The organism is Cellulosimicrobium cellulans (genome assembly GCF_024124905.1).
GTDB lineage: Bacteria > Actinomycetota > Actinomycetes > Actinomycetales > Cellulomonadaceae > Cellulosimicrobium > Cellulosimicrobium cellulans_G.
Genome location: NZ_JAMXST010000004.1, coordinates 331,443 through 349,603 on the forward strand (window position 1 = coordinate 331,443; position 18,161 = coordinate 349,603).

19 protein-coding genes are annotated in these 18,161 nt (G+C 75.1%); 10 read left to right on the forward strand and 9 right to left on the reverse strand.

The features are described from left to right. Positions 1–19: 19 nt before the first annotated feature. The 3 genes from NHH00_RS13695 to NHH00_RS13705 form a co-directional block, all read right to left on the reverse strand. On the reverse strand, positions 20–856 hold the full coding sequence (locus tag NHH00_RS13695) for an aldo/keto reductase (RefSeq protein WP_253053035.1): 837 nt from the start codon (positions 854–856) through the stop codon (positions 20–22). Between the two features lie 132 nt (positions 857–988). Beyond that, entirely contained in the window at positions 989–1,669 is a 681-nt protein-coding gene (gene msrA / locus NHH00_RS13700; RefSeq protein WP_253053037.1) for a peptide-methionine (S)-S-oxide reductase MsrA, read from the reverse strand. A 145-nt stretch (positions 1,670–1,814) separates the two neighbouring features. Next, positions 1,815–2,609 (reverse strand): SDR family NAD(P)-dependent oxidoreductase, encoded by a 795-nt coding sequence (locus NHH00_RS13705; protein WP_253053039.1) that lies wholly within the window; start codon positions 2,607–2,609, stop codon positions 1,815–1,817. A 197-nt stretch (positions 2,610–2,806) separates the two neighbouring features. Between NHH00_RS13705 and NHH00_RS13710 the strand changes: the two genes are divergently transcribed. From NHH00_RS13710 to ilvA, 3 genes are all read left to right on the forward strand, one after another. Then, a complete protein-coding gene (locus tag NHH00_RS13710) occupies positions 2,807–4,048 on the forward strand; it encodes a cystathionine gamma-synthase (protein ID WP_253053041.1) in 1,242 nt (413 codons plus the stop codon). A 124-nt stretch (positions 4,049–4,172) separates the two neighbouring features. Beyond that, positions 4,173–5,468, forward strand: coding sequence for an AI-2E family transporter (locus tag NHH00_RS13715; RefSeq protein WP_253053043.1), 1,296 nt, complete (start codon positions 4,173–4,175; stop codon positions 5,466–5,468). Beyond that, positions 5,465–6,730 carry a threonine ammonia-lyase gene (ilvA, locus tag NHH00_RS13720; RefSeq protein ID WP_253053045.1) on the forward strand — a complete coding sequence of 422 codons (1,266 nt, stop codon included), beginning with the start codon at positions 5,465–5,467 and terminating at the stop codon, positions 6,728–6,730. Before NHH00_RS13715 ends, ilvA begins: the two co-directional genes overlap by 4 nt. Positions 6,731–6,814: 84 nt before the next feature. Here the strand turns inward: ilvA and greA are convergent, their stop codons facing one another. Beyond that, complete coding sequence (greA, locus tag NHH00_RS13725; protein WP_047232065.1) at positions 6,815–7,297, reverse strand: transcription elongation factor GreA; 483 nt, start codon at positions 7,295–7,297, stop codon at positions 6,815–6,817. A 299-nt stretch (positions 7,298–7,596) separates the two neighbouring features. After that, positions 7,597–8,031, reverse strand: coding sequence for a DUF4307 domain-containing protein (locus tag NHH00_RS13730; protein WP_253053047.1), 435 nt, complete (start codon positions 8,029–8,031; stop codon positions 7,597–7,599). Positions 8,032–8,227: 196 nt separating this feature from the next. Here NHH00_RS13730 and mca point away from each other — a divergent pair, with 196 nt between their 5' ends. Genes mca through NHH00_RS13745 form a run of 3 tightly spaced genes read left to right on the forward strand, consistent with a single transcriptional unit; the run spans position 8,228 to position 10,367 of the window. After that, entirely contained in the window at positions 8,228–9,169 is a 942-nt protein-coding gene (mca, locus tag NHH00_RS13735) for a mycothiol conjugate amidase Mca (RefSeq protein WP_253053049.1), read from the forward strand. Beyond that, positions 9,166–9,558: a hypothetical protein gene (locus NHH00_RS13740; protein ID WP_253053051.1), complete on the forward strand. Its 393-nt coding sequence runs from the start codon at positions 9,166–9,168 to the stop codon at positions 9,556–9,558. The genes mca and NHH00_RS13740 overlap by 4 nt, the downstream gene beginning before the upstream one ends. 2 nt (positions 9,559–9,560) lie before the next feature. Further along, the gene (locus NHH00_RS13745; protein ID WP_253053053.1) at positions 9,561–10,367 is read left to right on the forward strand and encodes a carbon-nitrogen hydrolase family protein; all 807 of its coding nucleotides are present in this window, start codon (positions 9,561–9,563) and stop codon (positions 10,365–10,367) included. Positions 10,368–10,380: 13 nt separating this feature from the next. On the opposite strand, the gene trhA is transcribed toward NHH00_RS13745, so the two are convergent. Continuing rightward, the gene (gene trhA, locus NHH00_RS13750; RefSeq protein WP_290445446.1) at positions 10,381–11,088 is read right to left on the reverse strand and encodes a PAQR family membrane homeostasis protein TrhA; all 708 of its coding nucleotides are present in this window, start codon (positions 11,086–11,088) and stop codon (positions 10,381–10,383) included. A 363-nt stretch (positions 11,089–11,451) separates the two neighbouring features. Between trhA and NHH00_RS13755 the strand changes: the two genes are divergently transcribed. The 3 genes from NHH00_RS13755 to NHH00_RS13765 all read left to right on the forward strand — a co-directional run bounded on the left by NHH00_RS13755 (position 11,452) and on the right by NHH00_RS13765 (position 14,097). Then, complete coding sequence (locus tag NHH00_RS13755; protein ID WP_253053055.1) at positions 11,452–12,213, forward strand: isoprenyl transferase; 762 nt, start codon at positions 11,452–11,454, stop codon at positions 12,211–12,213. A gap of 60 nt (positions 12,214–12,273) precedes the next feature. After that, entirely contained in the window at positions 12,274–12,819 is a 546-nt protein-coding gene (locus NHH00_RS13760; protein ID WP_253053057.1) for a MarR family winged helix-turn-helix transcriptional regulator, read from the forward strand. 69 nt (positions 12,820–12,888) lie between these two features. Then, the gene (locus NHH00_RS13765) at positions 12,889–14,097 is read left to right on the forward strand and encodes a glycerate kinase (protein WP_374614998.1); all 1,209 of its coding nucleotides are present in this window, start codon (positions 12,889–12,891) and stop codon (positions 14,095–14,097) included. Positions 14,098–14,144: 47 nt separating this feature from the next. Here the strand turns inward: NHH00_RS13765 and NHH00_RS13770 are convergent, their stop codons facing one another. Continuing rightward, positions 14,145–15,356 (reverse strand): AAA family ATPase, encoded by a 1,212-nt coding sequence (locus tag NHH00_RS13770; RefSeq protein WP_253053061.1) that lies wholly within the window; start codon positions 15,354–15,356, stop codon positions 14,145–14,147. 211 nt (positions 15,357–15,567) lie between these two features. Here NHH00_RS13770 and NHH00_RS13775 point away from each other — a divergent pair, with 211 nt between their 5' ends. Further along, on the forward strand, positions 15,568–16,224 hold the full coding sequence (locus NHH00_RS13775) for a manganese efflux pump MntP (RefSeq protein WP_253053063.1): 657 nt from the start codon (positions 15,568–15,570) through the stop codon (positions 16,222–16,224). A gap of 85 nt (positions 16,225–16,309) precedes the next feature. Here the strand turns inward: NHH00_RS13775 and NHH00_RS13780 are convergent, their stop codons facing one another. After that, positions 16,310–16,717, reverse strand: a complete 408-nt coding sequence (locus NHH00_RS13780; RefSeq protein WP_087469635.1) for a RidA family protein — start codon at positions 16,715–16,717, stop codon at positions 16,310–16,312. A gap of 56 nt (positions 16,718–16,773) precedes the next feature. Further along, positions 16,774–18,147, reverse strand: a complete 1,374-nt coding sequence (locus tag NHH00_RS13785; protein WP_253053064.1) for an alanine racemase — start codon at positions 18,145–18,147, stop codon at positions 16,774–16,776. Positions 18,148–18,161: the final 14 nt, after the last annotated feature.

Consider the following 18,161-nt stretch of genomic DNA (forward strand, 5'->3'; position numbering starts at 1 on the left):
ACGTGCCGCGCCGCGGGAGTCAGAGCTCCTCGTACACCGCCGGGTCCTGGTCGTTCGTGCGCCCGTCGGGCCGGGCGAGGCCCGTGAGGGCGTTCATCTCGTGGGTCGTGAGCTCGAACGAGAAGACGTCGAGGTTCTCGCGCTGGCGCTCGGGCGACGACGCCTTGGGCAGCGGCACGACGCCGAGCTGCACGTGCCAGCGCAGGATCGCCTGGACGGGCGAGACCCCGTGCGCGGCGGCCACCGCCGTGACGACGGGGTCGCGCAGGAGGTCGTTCGCACGACCGATCGGGCTCCACGCCTCGGTGACGACCCCGCGCTCGGCGTCGGCGGCCCGCTGCGCTGCCTGCGGGAAGTACGGGTGCAGCTCGACCTGGTTCACGAGCGGGGTCACGCCCGTCGCGGCGATCACCGCGTCGAGGTGCTCGGGCAGGAAGTTCGACACCCCCACGTGGCGGACCAGCCCGCGCTCGCGGCACTCGACCAGCGCCTCGTACGCCTCGACGTACCTCCCCACGCGCGGGTTCGGCCAGTGGATCAGGTACAGGTCGATCCGGTCGAGGCCGGTCCGGAACAGCGACTCCTCGACGGTGCGGACGGCGTCGTCGTGGGCCTGGTGGCGGCCGGGGAGCTTGGACGTGACGAGCACGTCGTCGCGCGGGACGTCCGCGCGTCGCACCGCGGCGCCGACCGCGCCCTCGTTCTCGTAGCTGAACGCCGAGTCGATCAGCCGGTAGCCCGCGTCGATCGCGCGGGCGATCGAGTCCGCACCCTCCTCGCCGCCCAGCCTGTAGGTGCCGAAGCCGATCGCGGGGATCGTCGTGCCGTCCGGGGCGCTGAGGGTGGGGATCGTCATGGGCCCATCCTGCGTCGGGCCGGGCGCGGCACGCACCCCGACGGGACCGGTCGCCGGGACCCTCGGGCGAGAAGCGAGAAGTGGCCCCGATCCACGGGGGATCAGGGGCCACGACTCACCTCTCGGCGGGCGCTACGCGGCGCTCGGGAACGGGACGCCCGTGGTCGCGTGGCAGCGGTAGCCGTTCGGGTTCTTGGCGGGGCTCAAGTACTGCTGGTGGTAGTCCTCGGCGTAGTAGAACGGGCCGGCCTCGGCCGCGGGGCGCATCTCGGTCGTCACCGGGTCGTAGCCCTTGGCCTCGAGCACCGCGGAGTAGCGCGCCGCGGTGTCGCGGACCGCCTGCTCCTGCTCCGGCGTGGTCCAGTACACGGCGGACCGGTACTGGGTGCCGACGTCGTTGCCCTGGCGGTAGCCCTGCGTCGGGTCGTGGCGCTCCCAGAAGATCTTGAGGAGCTCCTCCTCGGAGACCTTCGTCGGGTCGTACGCGACGAGCGCCGTCTCGGTGTGGCCCGTGCGCGCGGTGCACGCCTCCTCGTAGGTCGGGTTCGGCGTCGTGCCGCCCATGTAGCCGACGGCGGTGCTCACCACCCCCGGGACCTGCCAGAAGATCTCCTCGGCGCCCCAGAAGCAGCCCATCGCCAGGTAGAGCACGCGCGTGCCCTCCGGCCACGGGCCGGTGATCGAGGTGCCGAGCACGGTGTGGGGACGCGGTGCCTGCAACACGGGCGACTGGCGCCCGGGCAACGCGTCCTCGGGGGCGACCATCGTCGTCTTGCCGGACGAGCCGAAGATCGCGTCGAAGATCGAGTTCATCGCTTACCTCCTGAAGGACCCGGACGACCGGGGCGCTGGCCCACGACGCATCGTCCTGGCACGGGGTAGAACGCCGCGGGGGCGGCGGGTGTTCCGGGCCGACGCCGGCCCGTCGCGAGCCGGGCGGGCGCACCGCACGAGCCTCTCACGGGACGATCGAGTCGATGTAGCCGCCGTCGACGCGCACCGCCGCGCCGGTCGTCGCCGACGCCAGCGGCGACGCGAGGTAGGCGACCAGGTGCGCGATCTCCTCCGGCTCGATGAGGCGCTGGAGCAGCGACTGCGGGCGGTGCTCGCGCATGAACACGCGCTGCGCCTCGTCCCAGGGCAGGTCGTCGCCGACGAGCTCGCGCGCGAACGCCTCGACCCCGCCCGTGTGCGTGGGGCCGGCGAGCACGCTGTTCACCGTGACGCCCGTGCCGGCCGCCGCCTTGGCGAACCCGCGCGAGACGCCGAGCAGCGCCGTCTTGCTCACGCCGTAGTGGATCATCTCGGCCGGGATCACGACCGCCGAGTCGCTGCCCACGAACTGCACGCGGCCCCACCCGTGCTCGATCATCCCGGGCAGGTAGGTGCGCGTGAGCCGCACGCCCGCGAGGACGTTCACCTCGAAGTAGCGGCGCCACGTCGCGTCGTCGATCGCGAGCGGGTCTTCGCTCGAGAAGATCCCGAGGTTGTTCACCAGGACGTCGACGTGCGGCACGGCGTCGAGCACCGCGGCCGTGCCCTCGTCGGTCGCGAGGTCGGCCGCGACGCCGAGCACGTCCGCGCCCGGGACGTGCGCGCGCACGTCGTCGGCCGCGCGGGACGAGGTCTCCTCCGAGCGTCCGTTGACGACGACGGCCGCCCCGCACTCCGCGAGGGCGCGCGCGATCGCGAGGCCGATGCCCTGCGCCGAGCCGGTGACGAGCGCCCTGCGCCCGCCGAGGTCGATCTCCATGCGTGCTCCCTCCGCGCCCGGGCGACGCGCGCCGCCCCACCCACCGTCCCGCGCGACGACGCCGGTCGCCACCGCGGCGCTCCCGGCGGGCCGAGCAGGCGCTCTCGGCAGGCCGAGCAGGCGGTCCCGGTTCGTCCGGGCAGCGGGACGGACCACGACCACCTGCTCGGCGCAGGGCGGCGCCGTAGGGTGGGTCCGTGAGCACCTCGAGCGAGCACCCCGACTGGACCACCACCGGCTTCTCCACGCGGGCGATCCACGCGGGGCAGGACCCGGACGCGACCACCGGCGCCGTCGTGCCGCCGATCCACCAGGTCTCGACGTACAAGCAGGACGGCGTCGGCGGGCTGCGCGGCGGCTACGAGTACTCGCGCTCCGCGAATCCCACGCGCACCGCCCTGGAGGAGGCGCTCGCGGCCGCGGAGTCCGGCGGCCTCCGCCCGACGGCGGACGGGTCGCCCGCCGCGCGCGGGTTCGCGTTCGCGTCCGGCCTGGCCGCGGAGGACACGCTGCTGCGCGCCGTCGTGCGCCCCGGGGACCACGTGATCGTGCCCGACGACGCGTACGGCGGCACGTACCGGCTCATCGCCCGGGTGTTCGGGCCGTGGGGCGTGGAGCACACGCCCGTCGACCTCACGGACGTCGAGGCGGTCCGGGCCGCGGTGCGCCCCGAGACGCGCGTCGTGTGGGTCGAGACCCCGACGAACCCGCTGCTCGGGGTGTCCGACATCGCGGCGCTCGCGGGCGTCGCGCACGACGCCGGGGCGCTGCTCGTCGTCGACAACACCTTCGCGACCCCCTACCTGCAGCAGCCGCTCGCGCTCGGCGCGGACGTCGTCGTGCACTCGACGACCAAGTACGTCGGGGGCCACAGCGACGTCGTCGGGGGAGCGCTCGTCGTCGCGACGGGTGCCCAGCTCCCCGGCGGGCTCGCGTCGCCCGCGGGCGGGAGCGACGTCGCCGGGGCGGTCGGCTTCCACCAGAACGCGTCCGGCGCCGTCGCCGGGCCGTTCGACGCGTGGCTCACGCTGCGCGGCCTCAAGACCCTCGCGGTGCGCATGGACCGCCACCAGGCGAACGCCGCCGCCGTCGCCGACTTCCTCGCCGCCCACCCCGCGGTCACCGAGGTGATCTACCCCGGCCTCGCGTCGCACCCCGGGCACGAGCTCGCGGCGCGCCAGATGCGCGGGTTCGGCGGCATGGTGTCGTTCCGCCTCGGCAGCGAGGCGAAGGCGCTCGACGTGTGCGCGCGGACCCAGGTCTTCACGCTCGCGGAGTCGCTGGGCGGCGTCGAGTCGCTCATCGAGCACCCGGGCCGCATGACCCACGGCTCCGTCGCCGGGACGGCGCTCGAGGTCCCGGACGACCTCGTCCGCCTCTCCGTGGGCATCGAGGACGTCGAGGACCTCGTCGCGGACCTCACCCGGGCGCTCGGGTAGGCCGGGGCCGACCCGGCCGGGAGATCCCGCGCGCACCGGGCGCGGTGGGGAGATCCTGCGCACACCGGGCGCGTCGCGGGTCTTCGGCGCCGCGAGCGGAGGGGCGCTCACCTAGGGTGGCGCTGTGAGCGCGCAGACGGACCAGCACAGGACCCCCGACCCGCTTCCCCCCGGGCGCCCCGGCGCGGCGGCGGTGCCCGACTCGGTGCGATCGGCCGCCGCCTGGTCGTGGCGGCTGCTGCTCATCGGCCTGACGATCGCGGCGGGCCTGTGGCTCGTCACGCAGCTCAAGGTGATCGTCGTCCCCATCGCGGTGGCGCTCCTGCTCACGGTGCTGCTCACGCCCGTCCAGCGGTTCTTCCGCCGTCACCTGCGCATGTCGCGCGGGCTCGCGTCCGGCGCGGCGCTCATCGCGCTCATCGTCGTCGTCGCGGGGCTCGTGGCCATCGCGGGGCAGCAGATCGTCAGCGGCTTCCAGGACCTGCGCGACCAGGCGGTCGAGGGGTTCGAGCAGTTCACCGAGTGGCTCGCGGACGGCCCGCTCGGCCTCGACTCGACGACGATCTCGCACTGGCTCGACCAGGCCGGGACCGCGGTCTCGGAGAACCAGGACTCGATCGTCTCCGGCGCGCTCGGCGCGGCCACGACGATCGGCCACGTGGTCGCCGGCGCCCTCATCGCGCTGTTCTGCACGTTCTTCTTCCTCCTCGACGGGCGCACGATCTGGTCGTGGGTCGTGGGGCTGCTGCCCCTGCGCGCGCGCGACGACGTCCACCAGGCGGGCCGCCGCGGCATCGTCACGCTCGCCGCGTACACGCGCACGCAGATCCTCGTCGCGGCGGTCGACGCGGTCGGCATCGGGATCGGTGCGGCGTTCTTCGTCCCGTCCCTCGCGCTGCCGCTGGGCATCCTCGTGTTCGTCGGGTCCTTCATCCCGATCGTCGGTGCGATCGTCACCGGGTCGATCGCGGTGCTCGTGGTGCTCGTCGCGCAGGGCTGGGTGCAGGCGCTCGTGATGCTCGGCATCGTGCTGCTCGTGCAGCAGATCGAGGGCCACATCCTCCAGCCGTTCCTCATGGGCCACGCCGTCTCGCTGCACCCGGTCGCCGTGCTGCTCGTCGTCGCGGCGGGCAGCTTCGCCGCGGGGATCGTGGGCGCGCTGTTCGCGGTCCCGATCGCGGCGGTCCTCAACACCGTGGTGCTGTACCTTCACGGGCACGACAAGTTCCCCGAGCTCGGCACGGACGACCGCGTCGTGGTGCGCGGGAGCCCGCAGCCGCCGGTCATCGCGCGCGCGGAGGCCGACCTCGAGGACGTGGCCGCGCGCCGTCGGACCCGCGAGGGCGCCGGCGAGGACTCCGCCGTCGTCGGGCCGCAGGACGCCGGACCCGTGGAGGACGCTCCCGGGGAGGTGCGGTGACCTCCGGGCCGGTCCCGGTCACGCTCGACGACGTCCGCGACGCGGCCCGCCTGCTCGACGGCGTCGCGTACCGCACCCCGGTCCAGACGACGCGCGCGATCAGCGAGGCCGCCGGCGTCCGCGTGCTGCTCAAGTGCGAGAACCTGCAGCGCGCCGGGTCGTTCAAGGTGCGCGGCGCGTACGTGCGCATGGCGCGCCTGAGCGCCGAGGAGAAGACTCGCGGCGTCGTCGCGGCGAGCGCGGGCAACCACGCGCAGGGCGTCGCGTTCGCCGCGGGCCTGCTCGGCATCCGGGCCGTCGTGTACATGCCGGTCGACGCCGCGCTGCCCAAGGTCGCGGCGACGCGCCAGTACGGCGCCGAGGTCCGGCTCGTCGGCGCGGACGTGGACGAGACGCTCGCCGCCGCGCGTGCCGAGGCCGACCGGACGGGCGCCGTGTTCATCCACCCGTTCGACCACCCCGACGTCGTGGCCGGCCAGGCGACGATCGCGCTGGAGATCCTCGAGCAGGTGCCCGACGTCCGGACCGTGATCGCGCCGCTCGGCGGCGGGGGGCTCGTCGCGGGCCTCGCCGCGGCGTTCGCGCAGACGGCGCCGCACGTGCGCGTGATCGGGGTGCAGGCGGAGCGCGCCGCCGCCTACCCGGGCTCGCTGGTCGCCGGGGCGCCGACGACGGCACGGCTCGCCGCGACGATGGCCGACGGCATCGCGGTCGGGACGCCCGGGCACGTGCCGTTCGGGATCCTGGCCCAGCACGGCGTCGAGGTCCGCACGGTGACCGAGGAGGAGATCTCCCGGTCGTTGCTCATGGTCGCCGAGCGCGCGAAGCTGCTCGTCGAGCCCGCCGGCGCGACCGGCGTCGCCGCGCTCCTCTCGGGGACGGCCGCGGTCGACGCGGGCGCGGCGGACCCGGTCGAGGGCCCGGTCGTCGTCGTGCTGTCCGGGGGGAACATCGACCCGCTCGTGCTGCTGCGGGTCGTGCGGCACGGCCTCGCGGCGGCCGGCCGGTACATCCAGCTCCAGGTGCTGCTCGACGACCGCCCCGGCGCCCTCGCGCGCCTGCTCGAGGTCATCGCGACCACGCGCGGCAACATCATGCACATCGACCACGACCGCACCGACGTCGGCCTCGCGATCGGCGAGGCCTGGGTGCGCATGCAGGTCGAGACCAAGGGCCCGGAGCACTGCGACGAGCTCGTCGCGCACCTGCGCTCCGAGGGCTACCGCGTCGAGCGCAGCGACGGCGGCTCGCCCGGCCTCTGACGAGACGCGAGAAGTGGCCCCTCCGAGACGTCTCGGAGAGGCCACTTCTCACGACTCGCCGGCGGCGTGGCCGCCGGTGGCGCGTCAGCCCTCGAAGGGCTTCGCGGCGACGATCTTCACGGCGATCTCGTTGCCGTTGGGCGCGGTGTAGCTCGTCTCGTCGCCGACGGTCTTGCCGTCGATCGCGGCACCGAGCGGCGACGTCGGCGAGTACACGTCGAGGTCGGTCGTGCCGGCGATCTCGCGCGAGCCGAGCAGGAACGTCATCTCGTCGCCCGCGACGACCGCGGTGACGACCATGCCGGCCTCGACCATGCCGTCGTCCGGCGGGGTCCCGACCTGCACGTTGCGCAGCTTCTCGGTGAGCTCGCGGATGCGGGCCTCGTTCTTGGCCTGCTCCTCACGCGCGGCGTGGTAGCCGCCGTTCTCCTTGAGGTCGCCCTCGTCGCGCGCGGCGGCGATGCGCTCCGCGATCTCGGTACGGCCCTCGCCGGACAGGTGGGCGAGCTCGGCCTGCAGCCTGTCGTACGCCTCCTGGGTCAGCCAGGTGACGGTGGTGTCGGTCACGGTTCGCTCCTTCCTTTCCATGGTCGACGGCCGGGTCGGTCGCACGGCCGTGCGGGTACGGGCAGCCGGGGCGCGTGCGTTCGCGGTGCGCCTGCCTGCCCGGGTCGGTGACGCTGGCCGGGTGGCAGCGCGTAGGACTGGTCTCCCGCCGGGAACCGGGGCGCCCGGCGGACGGCGTGCTTGTCACCGGCACGCAGTCTCGGGCTCCACACGGTCGGGTGCGGGAATCCCTCAGGATAGCAAAGCACCGGGCACCGACAGCGACGCCGCAGGTCAGCCGGCGCGCGGACCGGGGGGCCTCACGGCGCGACGCGGCAGGACTGGACGATGCCCGTCGTGGCGAGCTCGGAGGTCGCGACGCTCACCGTGTACCGGGACTCGGCGACCTCGACCGGCCCGACCGTCACGTCGACGGTCCCGACCTGGGCGAAGCTCTCCGCGAGGGCGTCGAGCGTGCACGTCGCCGTCGTCCCCGGGTCCATGTAGACCTCGAACGTCACGTCGACGCGCTCCGGGCTCACGACCGTGTACCCGAAGTCCTTGAACCGCACCGGCTCGTTCGCGTACCGCAGCCCGATGACGAGCGTGATCGCGAGCCCGACGATCGCGACGAGGACGATGCCGACGACGGCCAGGCGCCGACGTCGCTCGGTCGGCTCGGGTCCGTAGCGGCCCGCCGGCGGTCGCAGGGGTGCGCCCGGGCTCGGCTGCGGGGCGGTGGTCTCGTTCGTCATGGTGCGGTCCCGTGGTCGGTGCCGCCGCGCCCGGTCGCGGGCCCGGCGTCGCGCCGGTGGTTCCCGGCGGTTCGTCAGGTGTGGGCGCGGTGGGGGATCATGTCCTCGACCCATCTTCGCAGAGCCCGGGCGCTCGTCGTGCACCCACGACAGGTCCGGGCGTGCGAGGAGACGTACGACGCACCCGGGAGGACCAGTGGCCGAACCCGCGGCCGGATCGACCACCCACCGCGAGCAGCCGGAGACGCTCCGTCTCCTGGCCGTGCACGCCCACCCCGACGACGAGTCGAGCAAGGGCGCCGCGACGGCCGCCCGCTACGCGGCCGAGGGCGTCGACGTGCTCGTCGCGACGTGCACGGGCGGTGAGCGCGGCGACATCCTCAATCCGAGCTTCGGCGAGGGGCCCGACGACATCGAGGGCATGCGCGCCCTGCGTCGCGTCGAGATGGCGTCCGCGGCGCGCGCGCTCGGCGTGCGCCAGCAGTGGCTCGGCTTCGTCGACTCGGGCCTCCCGGAGGGCGACCCCCTGCCCCCGCTGCCCGAGGGGTCGTTCGGCCTGGTGCCGCTCGAGGAGGCCGCTGCGCCGCTGGTCGAGCTCGTGCGCGAGTTCCGCCCCCACGTCGTCACGACGTACGACCCGTCGGGCGGCTACCCCCACCCCGACCACGTCATGTGCCACCGCGTCGCGTTCGAGGCGTTCCACGCCGCGGGCGACCCCGAGCGCTACCGGCGCGAGGGCGGGGCGGCGCCCTGGGCGCCGCTCAAGCTCTACTACAACCACGACTTCTCGATGAACCGCATCCGCACGCTGCACGAGGCGATGCAGGGCGCGGGCCTGGAGTCACCGTTCGGCGACTGGGTCGAGTCGCGGTCCGCGCGGGAGATCCCGGAGCGCGAGGTCACGACGCGCGTCCACGTCGCGCGCTACTACGCGCAGCGCGACGCGGCGCTCATCGCGCACGCGTCGCAGATCGACCCCGAGGGCTTCTTCTTCGCGATCCCGCGCGACCTCGAGGTCGACGTGTGGCCGTTCGAGGAGTTCGAGCTCGCCGAGTCGCGCGTCCCCACGCAGCTCCCCGAGGACGACCTGTTCGCGGGCGTCCGTGAGCTCGTCGCGAGCGAGGAGGCGGCCTCGTGACCACGACGACGTCCCTCGTGGACTCTCTCGCGCCGACCGTCGCGGGCGGTCCGGGCTGGGCGGCCGACGTCGTCGCCGAGACCGCGACGCCGAGCCCCTCCGACGACCCGCTGCGCAAGGACCTCGACCCGAACGACGTGTCGCCGGGCCTCGTCGGCTTCCTCGCGATCTTCGCGGTGGCGCTCGCGACCGTGGGCCTCTTCTTCGCCCTGTCCCGCCAGCTCCGGCGCATGCGGCACAACGCCGAGGTGCAGGGCATCGGCGCGGACGGTCCGCTGGAGACGGGCACCGACGGCGCGGCTCCCGGAGCCGAGAGCCCGGACGGGACGACGTCCGACGGCGGCGCTCCCGACGGTGCGCCCGGCGGCGGTCCCGCCCGGCAGGGCTGACCGTGGCCGCCGGGGCGCGCGTCACGATCGGCCAGATCGAGGTCTCCGCCGACCATGCGGCGAACCTCGTGACGGTCGGTGCCGCGTTCCGGGAGGCGGGGCGCGTGCACGCGGACCTGCTCGTGCTGCCCGAGTACGCGGCGGGCTTCGACCCCCGGGGCACGGGCGTCGAGCACGCCGAGCCGCTCGACGGGCCGTTCGTGACCACCCTGCGCCGGCTCGCGCGCGAGCACGGGGTCGCCGCGATCGCGGGGACCCTCGTGCCGGGCGGCGCCGCGGGACGCGCGGTGAACGTCGTCGTCGCGGTGGACGCGTCGGGCGAGCTCGTGGGCACGTACCGCAAGGTGCACCTCTACGACGCGTTCGGGCACCGCGAGTCCGACCGGCTCGACGCCGGCGACCCGGCGGCGCCGCCGCTGGTCGTGCGCCTCGGTGACCTGACGTTCGGCGTCATGACGTGCTACGACCTGCGGTTCCCCGAGAGTGCGCGGCGGCTCGTCGACGCCGGCGCGGACGTGCTCGTCGTGCCCGCGGCGTGGGCGGCGGGCGACCTCAAGGCGGACCAGTGGCGCACCCTCGCGCGGGCGCGGGCGATCGAGAACACCGCCGTCGTGCTCGCGGTCGGGCAGGCGGGCAGGGGCGTGACCGGCCGGTCGCTCCTCGTCGGCCCGGACGGCCAGGTCGGCCTGGAGCTCGGCGAGCGCGCCGAGCTGCGCAGCGCCGACCTCGACCCCGCGGCCCTGGCGAGCGTGCGCGAGCGCAACCCGTCGCTCGCCAACCGCCGGTACGCCGTCGTCCCTCGGGACTGAGCTCGCGGCGCGCTCAGCGGGCCGCGACCGCCGCGAGCATGATCGCGATGTAGTGGCACGTGAAGCCGACGACGGTGAGCACGTGGAAGATCTCGTGGAAGCCGAACCAGCGGGGGCTGGGGTTCGGCTTCTTGATGCCGTAGACGACGGCGCCGAGCGTGTAGGCGAGGCCGCCCGCGGCGACGAGCCAGACGATCGCCGGCCCGTTCGTCGTGGTCCAGAACTGCGGCATGTAGCCGACGGCGACCCAGCCGAGGGCGACGTAGATCGGCACGTAGACCCAGCGCGGGGCGTCGAGCCACAGGATCCGGGCGAGGAGGCCGAGGACGGCGCCGCCCCAGACGATCGCGAGCAGGATCGTCGCGGTCCGCCGGGGGAGCAGGAGCACCGCGAGGGGTGTGTAGGTGCCCGCGATGATGAGGAAGATGTTCGAGTGGTCGGCGCGGCGGAGCACCCCGGCGACGCGTGGCGACCACGTACCGCGGTGGTAGACGGCGCTCGTGCCGAAGAGGAGGCACGCGCTGAGCCCGAAGATCGCGCACGACACCTTGCCCGCGACGGGCGGGGCGACGACGACGAGGACGATGCTCGCGACGAGCACGACGGGGAACGTCCCCGCGTGGATCCAGCCCCGCAGGCGCGGCTTGACCGCCTCGGCGACCTTCTCGACCGCGTCGCCCACGCTCTCGCGGACGTCCTTCACGGCGTCGGCACCCGGCAGGCGCGCGCGTCCGGTGTCGGTGGCGGGCGCGCTCGGGGTGGGGTCGCTGTCGTGCGGTCGGTCCACGGCGTCTCCTCGGGGTCGGGCCGGGTCGGGCGGTGGTCTGCCGGTGGTCGGGTGGTCGGGCGGACGCGCACGCGGCGTCGTCCGTCGAACCTACGCCATCGTAAGTTACGCGAGCGTAGGTTCGCGAGCCCTCGTCGCGCCGCGGGTGTGAAGATCCTGGGCAGGGCCGTGCGCGGTCGCGGGCGCCCTGCCGTCCGGACGCTCCGGAGCGGTAGCGTGTGCGGGTTCGGCCCGCGCGTCCCGACCAGGGACCAGCCCGCCGGGCGACACCCGTCCTTCCACCGTCGAGGAACCGTCGTGCGCCTGCCCCGCCCCGTCTACGGACTCTACGAGCGTCGCCTCGCCGCGACCCTCTCGCACGAGAGCGTGCCCCGCCACGTGGGCGTCATCCTCGACGGCAACCGGCGCTGGGCGCGCTCGTTCGGCGAGTCGACGGCGACCGGGCACCGTCGCGGTGCCGACAAGATCGCGGAGTTCCTCGGCTGGAGCGAGGACCAGGGCGTCGAGGTCGTCACGCTGTGGATGCTCTCGACCGACAACCTCTCGCGCTCCCAGGAGGAGCTCTCCGCGCTGCTCGACATCATCGAGGACGCGGTGCGCGACCTCGCCGACTCGGGCCGCTGGCGCCTGCGGGTCATGGGCCGCCTCGACCTGCTCCCCGAGCGCCTCGCCGGCGCGCTGCGCGAGGCGCAGCAGCGCACGGCCTCGGTCGACGGGCTCCAGGTGAACGTGGCGATCGGCTACGGCGGGCGGCACGAGATCGCCGACGCGGTGCGCTCCTATCTCCGCGAGCAGGCGGCCGCGGGCGCGCGGCTCCAGGACCTCGCGGAGAACCTCGACGTCGAGCACATCGAGGAGCACCTGTACACCAAGGGCCAGCCGGACCCGGAGCTCGTCATCCGCACGTCGGGCGAGCAGCGCCTCGGCGGCTTCCTGCTGTGGCAGAGCGCCCACTCCGAGTTCTACTTCTGCGAGGCGTACTGGCCGGACTTCCGGCGCGTCGACTACCTGCGCGCGCTGCGCGCCTACTCCCAGCGCGAGCGTCGCCTCGGCCGCTGAGCCGGCTCCCGACCCGGTAAGGTCGATGCGAACGCATCGATCGAGCCGTCCGGGGGTGTCATGGTCGAGCAGGGCCGGCGCGAGGACGAGCCCGTCACGGCGCCTGGTCACGGGAGCCCGCGGCTCGCCGTGGAGACGTGGGAGTCGCTCTTCCGGGCGCAGGTCACCGTCATGCGCCGGCTGCAGGCCGACCCGGTCTGGGACGGCCTCACCCTGCGCGAGTACGACGTGCTCTTCTCGCTCACCAAGGGCCCGGACGAGGGGATGCGCCTGCGCGACCTCAACGTCTACATCCTGCTCAGCCAGCCGTCGCTGAGCCGCATGGTCGACCGGCTCGCGACGCGCGGCCTCGTCGAGCGGACGTCCGCGCCCGACGACGCGCGCGGCACGCTCGTCCGGCTCACGCGGGCGGGCCGGGACCTCCAGCGGGCGACCGGGCGCGCGCACGCGCGAGCCATCGCGACCTACGTGGGCGGGGCGCTCGACGACGACGATCTCACGACCCTCGGCGAGCTCCTCGAGCGGTTGCGCGCGGCCCAGCAGACGATCCCCGACGTGGTGCGCGAGGCCGTCCCCGAGCCACCGGCGGACGGGCGGCGTCCGTGAGCGCTGTGGCGGGAAACACGTCCGGTCCGTCCGTTCCCGGGCGGACCGGGAGGTCCCGCGCTGCCTAGGATGCGAAGCGTGTCCTCAACGCCGAGCACCATCCAGACCGGTTCCCCGCAGCGCCCCGACGGCCCGCTGCGCGTCGTCGTCGCGCCCGACTCGTTCAAGGGCAGCCTGAGCGCCGCGGACGTCGCGCACGCCGTCGCCGCCGGGGTGCGCGGCGTCGTCCCCGACGCCGAGGTCGTCGAGCTGCCCATGGCCGACGGCGGCGAGGGCACCCTCGACGCGCTCCTCGCCGTGTGGGGCGTACCGGCGCGCGAGGTCGCGACCGTCGACGCGATCGGACGTCCGCGCACCGCGCGGTACGGGGTCTCCGCCGACGGGCGGCTGGGCGTCGTGGAGCTCGCGGAGGCGAGCGGCCTGCCGCAGGTGAGCGACGTCGCGCTGCAGCCCCTGCACGCGCACACGCTCGGCACCGGCGCGGCGGCCGCGGCCGTGCTCGACGCGGGCGTGGACGAGGTGATCGTGTGCCTCGGCGGGTCGGCGTCGACCGACGGCGGCGCGGGCATCCTCACCGGCCTCGGCGCGCGGCTCCTGGACGCCGCCGGGGACCAGGTGCCCGACGGCGGCGAGGGGCTCGCGCGGGTCGCGCGCCTCGACCTGTCCGGGCTGCACCCGCGCGCCCGCGACGTGCGCTGGCGCCTCGCGGTCGACGTGACCAACCCGCTGCACGGCGAGCGCGGCGCGGCGCACGTGTTCGGCCCGCAGAAGGGCGCCCAGGAGGCCGACGTCGCGTTCCTCGACGACGCGCTGCGCCGCTGGGCGGGCGTGCTGGTCGAGGAGGCCGGGTTCGACGTGTCCGAGCTCGCGGGGGCGGGCGCGGCGGGCGGCGTGCCCGCGGCGATGGTCGGCGTCCTCGGCGCGGAGCTCGAGCCCGGCGCGCGCCTCGTCGCCGAGGCCGTCGGGCTGCCGGACGCGATCCGCCGTGCGGACCTGGTCGTCACGGGCGAGGGGTCGTTCGACTCGCAGTCGGTCAACGGCAAGGTCGCCGACGCGATGGGCGCGCTCGCCGCCGAGGCACCGCACCGTCCGCCGGTCGTCGTCCTCGCGGGGCGCGTGCTGCTGCCGGCGCACCAGGCGCGCGACGCCGGCATCGCCGCGGCGTTCAGCATCGCCCCCGGCCCCATCGAGCTCGACGAGCTGCTCGACCGGACGGCCTCCCGGCTGACCGACCTCGCCGCGACGGTCACGAGCCTCCACGTCGCCTCGCGGCGCTGACCGCCGCTCCGGGGCGGGGCTCGAGCCCGAGGTCCGCGCCGCCGGCGTCACCGCCGGGGCCAGGTCCACGGCGGCTGGTCGAGCAGGCCCTCGCGCCCGGCGACCGTCGTCTCGCCGAACGGTGAGCGGACGAGCTCGACCTCGAGGAGCTCGTCGGAGCCCGGCAGGTCGGCCGTGCCTGACGCCGTCGCGTCCCGCAGCGCCTCGACGAGCGGCGTCGCGTGGGTCACCACGACGACCTGCGTCTCCCGGGCCGCGGCGTGCACGAGCGTGCCGAGCGCGGGCAGCAGGTCCGGGTGCAGGCTCGTCTCGGGCTCGTTGAGCACGAGGAGCTCGGGCGGGCGCGGCGAGAGCAGCGCGGCGACGAGGAACAGGTACCGCAGCGTGCCGTCGCTCAGCTCGGCGCCCGTGAGGGGTCGCAGCAGCCCGTGCTGGTGGAGGGCGATCTCGAACCGTCCGTCGTCGGCGTGCACCGCGAGCCGGCTCCCGGGGAACGCGCGGGACACGGCGGCGTCGAGCTCGTCGCCGCGGCCGAGGTCGCGGACGGTCTCGAGCGCGGCCGCGAGGTCCGCGCCGTCGTGCGCGAGGACCGGCGTGCGGGTGCCGACCTGCGGCGCGCGCGCCGGGGCGCCGGCGTCGGTGCGCAGCTGGTCGTAGAACCGCCACGAGCGCAGCGTTTCCCGCACCGCGACGACCTCCGGCGCGCCCACCGGGTCGACGAGCTCGGTGAGCACGCTGTCGAACGACCGGAGCCGGGCGGGGGTGGAGACCCAGCGTCCGGCGTCGTCCCGCACGCGGACCGCGGGCCCGCGCCGCTCGACCTGGAGCGTCGCGGGACGCGGGGAGGGACCGGACCAGACCGTCTCGACCTTGATCTCGGGGTCGAGCCCGAACGCCGACCCGGGGTGCTGCGGGAGCCCCAGGTCGACGGCGTAGCCGAGGTCGCCCGGTGCGCCGCCCGCGAACCCCAGCCGCAGCGCGACGGGCGCGGTCCGCCGCGTGCCCTGCACCGGGCCACCGTCACGCAGCGCGCGGCTGCCGCCCTGCTCCGGCCCGGCCCACAGCGTCGAGCGCAGCCCGCCCTCGCGCGCGACCGCCCCCACCGCGCCCCCGAGCGCGCACTCCGCGAGCAGGCGCAGCGCGCGGTACAGACTCGACTTCCCGGTCCCGTTGGCCCCGGTCACGACCGTCAGCCGGTCGAGCGGCAGCACGAGGCTGCGCAGGGAGCGGTACCCCTCCACGGCGATCGTCGCGAGCATCGTCACCTCCGCCGCGCACGCTACGCGTGGCCTCCCACGCGGGCGTGGCCGGGCGCCGCGGACGCCCGTACCCGAGGTTGCGGGCACCCGCATCCAGGAATGCGGGAATGCGCGTCCGGGAATGCCGGAATCCACGTCCGGAAATGCCGAGACCAGCGTCACCACGACGCACCTGGACGCATTCCTCGGGCGCTTTCTAGGCTGCTTTCTCGTGGGAATTCTCGAGCTCGCGGTCGTCGCGGTCGCGCTCGCGGCGGACGCGTTCGCCGTGGCGCTCGCGCAGGGCACCCGGATGCGCCGCCCGACGTGGCGCGAGACCGCGCGCGTCGCGGTCCTCTTCGGCCTCTTCCAGGCGCTCATGCCGCTCGCCGGCTGGGCGCTGTCCACGTGGTTCGCCGACGCGGTCTCCGGCGTCGCGCCGTGGATCGCCTTCGGGATGCTCGCGTTCGTGGGCGCGCACATGGTCAAGGAGGGCCTCCAGGACGAGGCCGAGCACGCCGTCGAGCACGTGGAGGGGCCGGCGGACGAGCGGGCCGCCGGCGGGGAAGCCGGGACGCCTGGCGAGCCGGCCGCCGTCGCGACGCTCGCGCTGCCCGTCACCCGCCCCCGCGTGGCCTACCGGGTGCTGCTCCCGCTGGCGATCGCGACCTCGATCGACGCCGCCGCGTCGGGCGTCACGTTCGCGGTGCTCGGCGTCCCGATCGTGCCCGCGGTCGTCCTCGTGGGCGCCGTGACGCTCGTGCTGTCCGCCCTGGGGGTGCGGATCGGCGCCCGTGTGGGCGAGCGCCTGGGCCGCTGGGCGACCGTTGCGGGCGGCGCCGTGCTCGTCCTGCTGGGCGTGCGCATCCTGCTCGCACACCTCCTCTGACCCGCCGACCCGCTGTGGGCGTGACATGGGCCCGGTTCTCGACCGAGAACCGGGCCCATGTCACGCCCACAGTGCGGGGCGGGGATCAGTCCGTGATCGCGAAGGCGTCGATCTCGACGAGCATCTCCTCGCGCGGCAGGCCCGTGAAGACCGTGGTGCGGCTGGGGAGCACGCCCTTCGTGGTGTGCTGCGCGACGAACGCGCCGTAGGCGTCGTTCATGATCGGGAAGTCCTCGCGCTTCGTGAGGTAGACGCGCAGCATGACGACGTCGTCGAACGTCGCGCCGGAGGCCTCGACGATCGCGCGCACGTTCTCGAGCGTGCGCGTGGTCTGCGCGGCGACGTCACCGGGGTACAGGTACTCGTTCGTCGCGGGGTCGACGGGGCCCTGGCCGGAGACCTGGACGAACGGGCCCTTGCGCACGCCCTGGTGGAACGTGTGGGCGGGCGCCGGGGCGTCGGGGGTCGAGATCGCGGTCTTCTCGCTGGTCATGGTGTCCTCTCGGTCGTTCGGGGGTCGCGGGGGGTGAGCGTGGTCTCGGGCGATGGTCAGAGGTCGACGGTCGCGAGGTCGACGACCTCGTCGCCGCGCACGACCGCCGCCACGCGCCAGCGGTCGAACGTCGTGCACGGGTGGGAGATGCCGAACCCGACGACGTCGCCCGGGCGGACCTGGGCGGTCGCGGGGCCGGTCACGTGGCTGGCCCCGGCCTCGCCGGCGTCGAGCGCGAGGTAGAGGTGCTGGTCGTTGAGCGCGGTGACGCGCGTCCCGGCGAGCTCGCGCGCGGGCAGCCAGCCGTCGTCGGACTGCGTGCGCAGCCACAGCGCGACGGGCAGGTCGATGTCGAACGACACGTCGCGGCGCCCGATGCCGCAGATCGCGAGACCCGGCTCCGGGACGGACAGCACCTGGCCCCAGACCGTCGCGGCGCCCCGGAGCTGCTCTGAGCCGGGGATGCGGCTCCACGGGTCGGTGCGCGAGTAGAAGCCGTGGTCGTGCGTGACGTAGGCGCCCGAGCGCACGACGACGCGGACCTCGACCTCGCGGCCGTCCGCGCCGACGACCGGCCCGGGCAGCTCGGCGAGCACGACGTCGAGGAACGAGCTGCCGCCCGCCGACAGGACGAGCGGCTCGTCGACGCCCGCGAGGCCCTCGCGCACGAACGTCGCGCCGAGGTCGCGCAGCCCGTCGCACCACGCGGCGACGGCGGCGAGCTCGTCGTCGCTCGTGCCGCCCGCGACCGAGCCCTCGTACCCGGTGACGCCCAGCAGCCTCAGACCCGACGCCCGCACCGCGCGCGCGAGGTCGAGCGCGGCCGCGGTGCTGCGCACGCCCGTGCGCCCGCCCGGGACGCCGAGCTCGACGAGCACGCCGACGCGCGCCCGCACGGCGGCGGGCGCGTCCGCGAGCCCGCGCGCGAGGAGGTCGACGCCGTGCGGCGAGTCCACGCACAGCCACACCTCGTCGGGGGAGCCGTCGACCACACCGGTCAGGTCGTCGCGCAGCCAGGCGATCTCGCGCGGGTCGAGCAGCTCGTTCGCGAGCAGCACGCGCGGCACGCCCCAGTCCCGCACGGTGCGCAGCTGCGACGGCGTCGCGACCGTCGCCCCCCACGCGCCCGCCGTGGCCTGGCGCGCGTAGAGCGCGCGCGACATCGTCGTCTTCACGTGCGGCGCGTGCTCGACGCCGCGCTCCGCGCACACGCGCGCGACGACGCCGACGTTGTGATCGAGCGTCGCGTCGTCGAGCGTGAGCAGCGGCCAGGAGAACGCGCCGTCCGTGACGCGCGGCGAGCCCGCGAGCACGTCCGCGACGGTCGCCGGGGCGTCGAGCCGCAACCCCTTGGTCCGGGGCCCGACGACGTCGCCCGCCCAGGGTCGGTCGGGTGCGGGACGCGCGGCGTCGTCCGTCGTGCCGGTCATGTGATCCTCCTCGG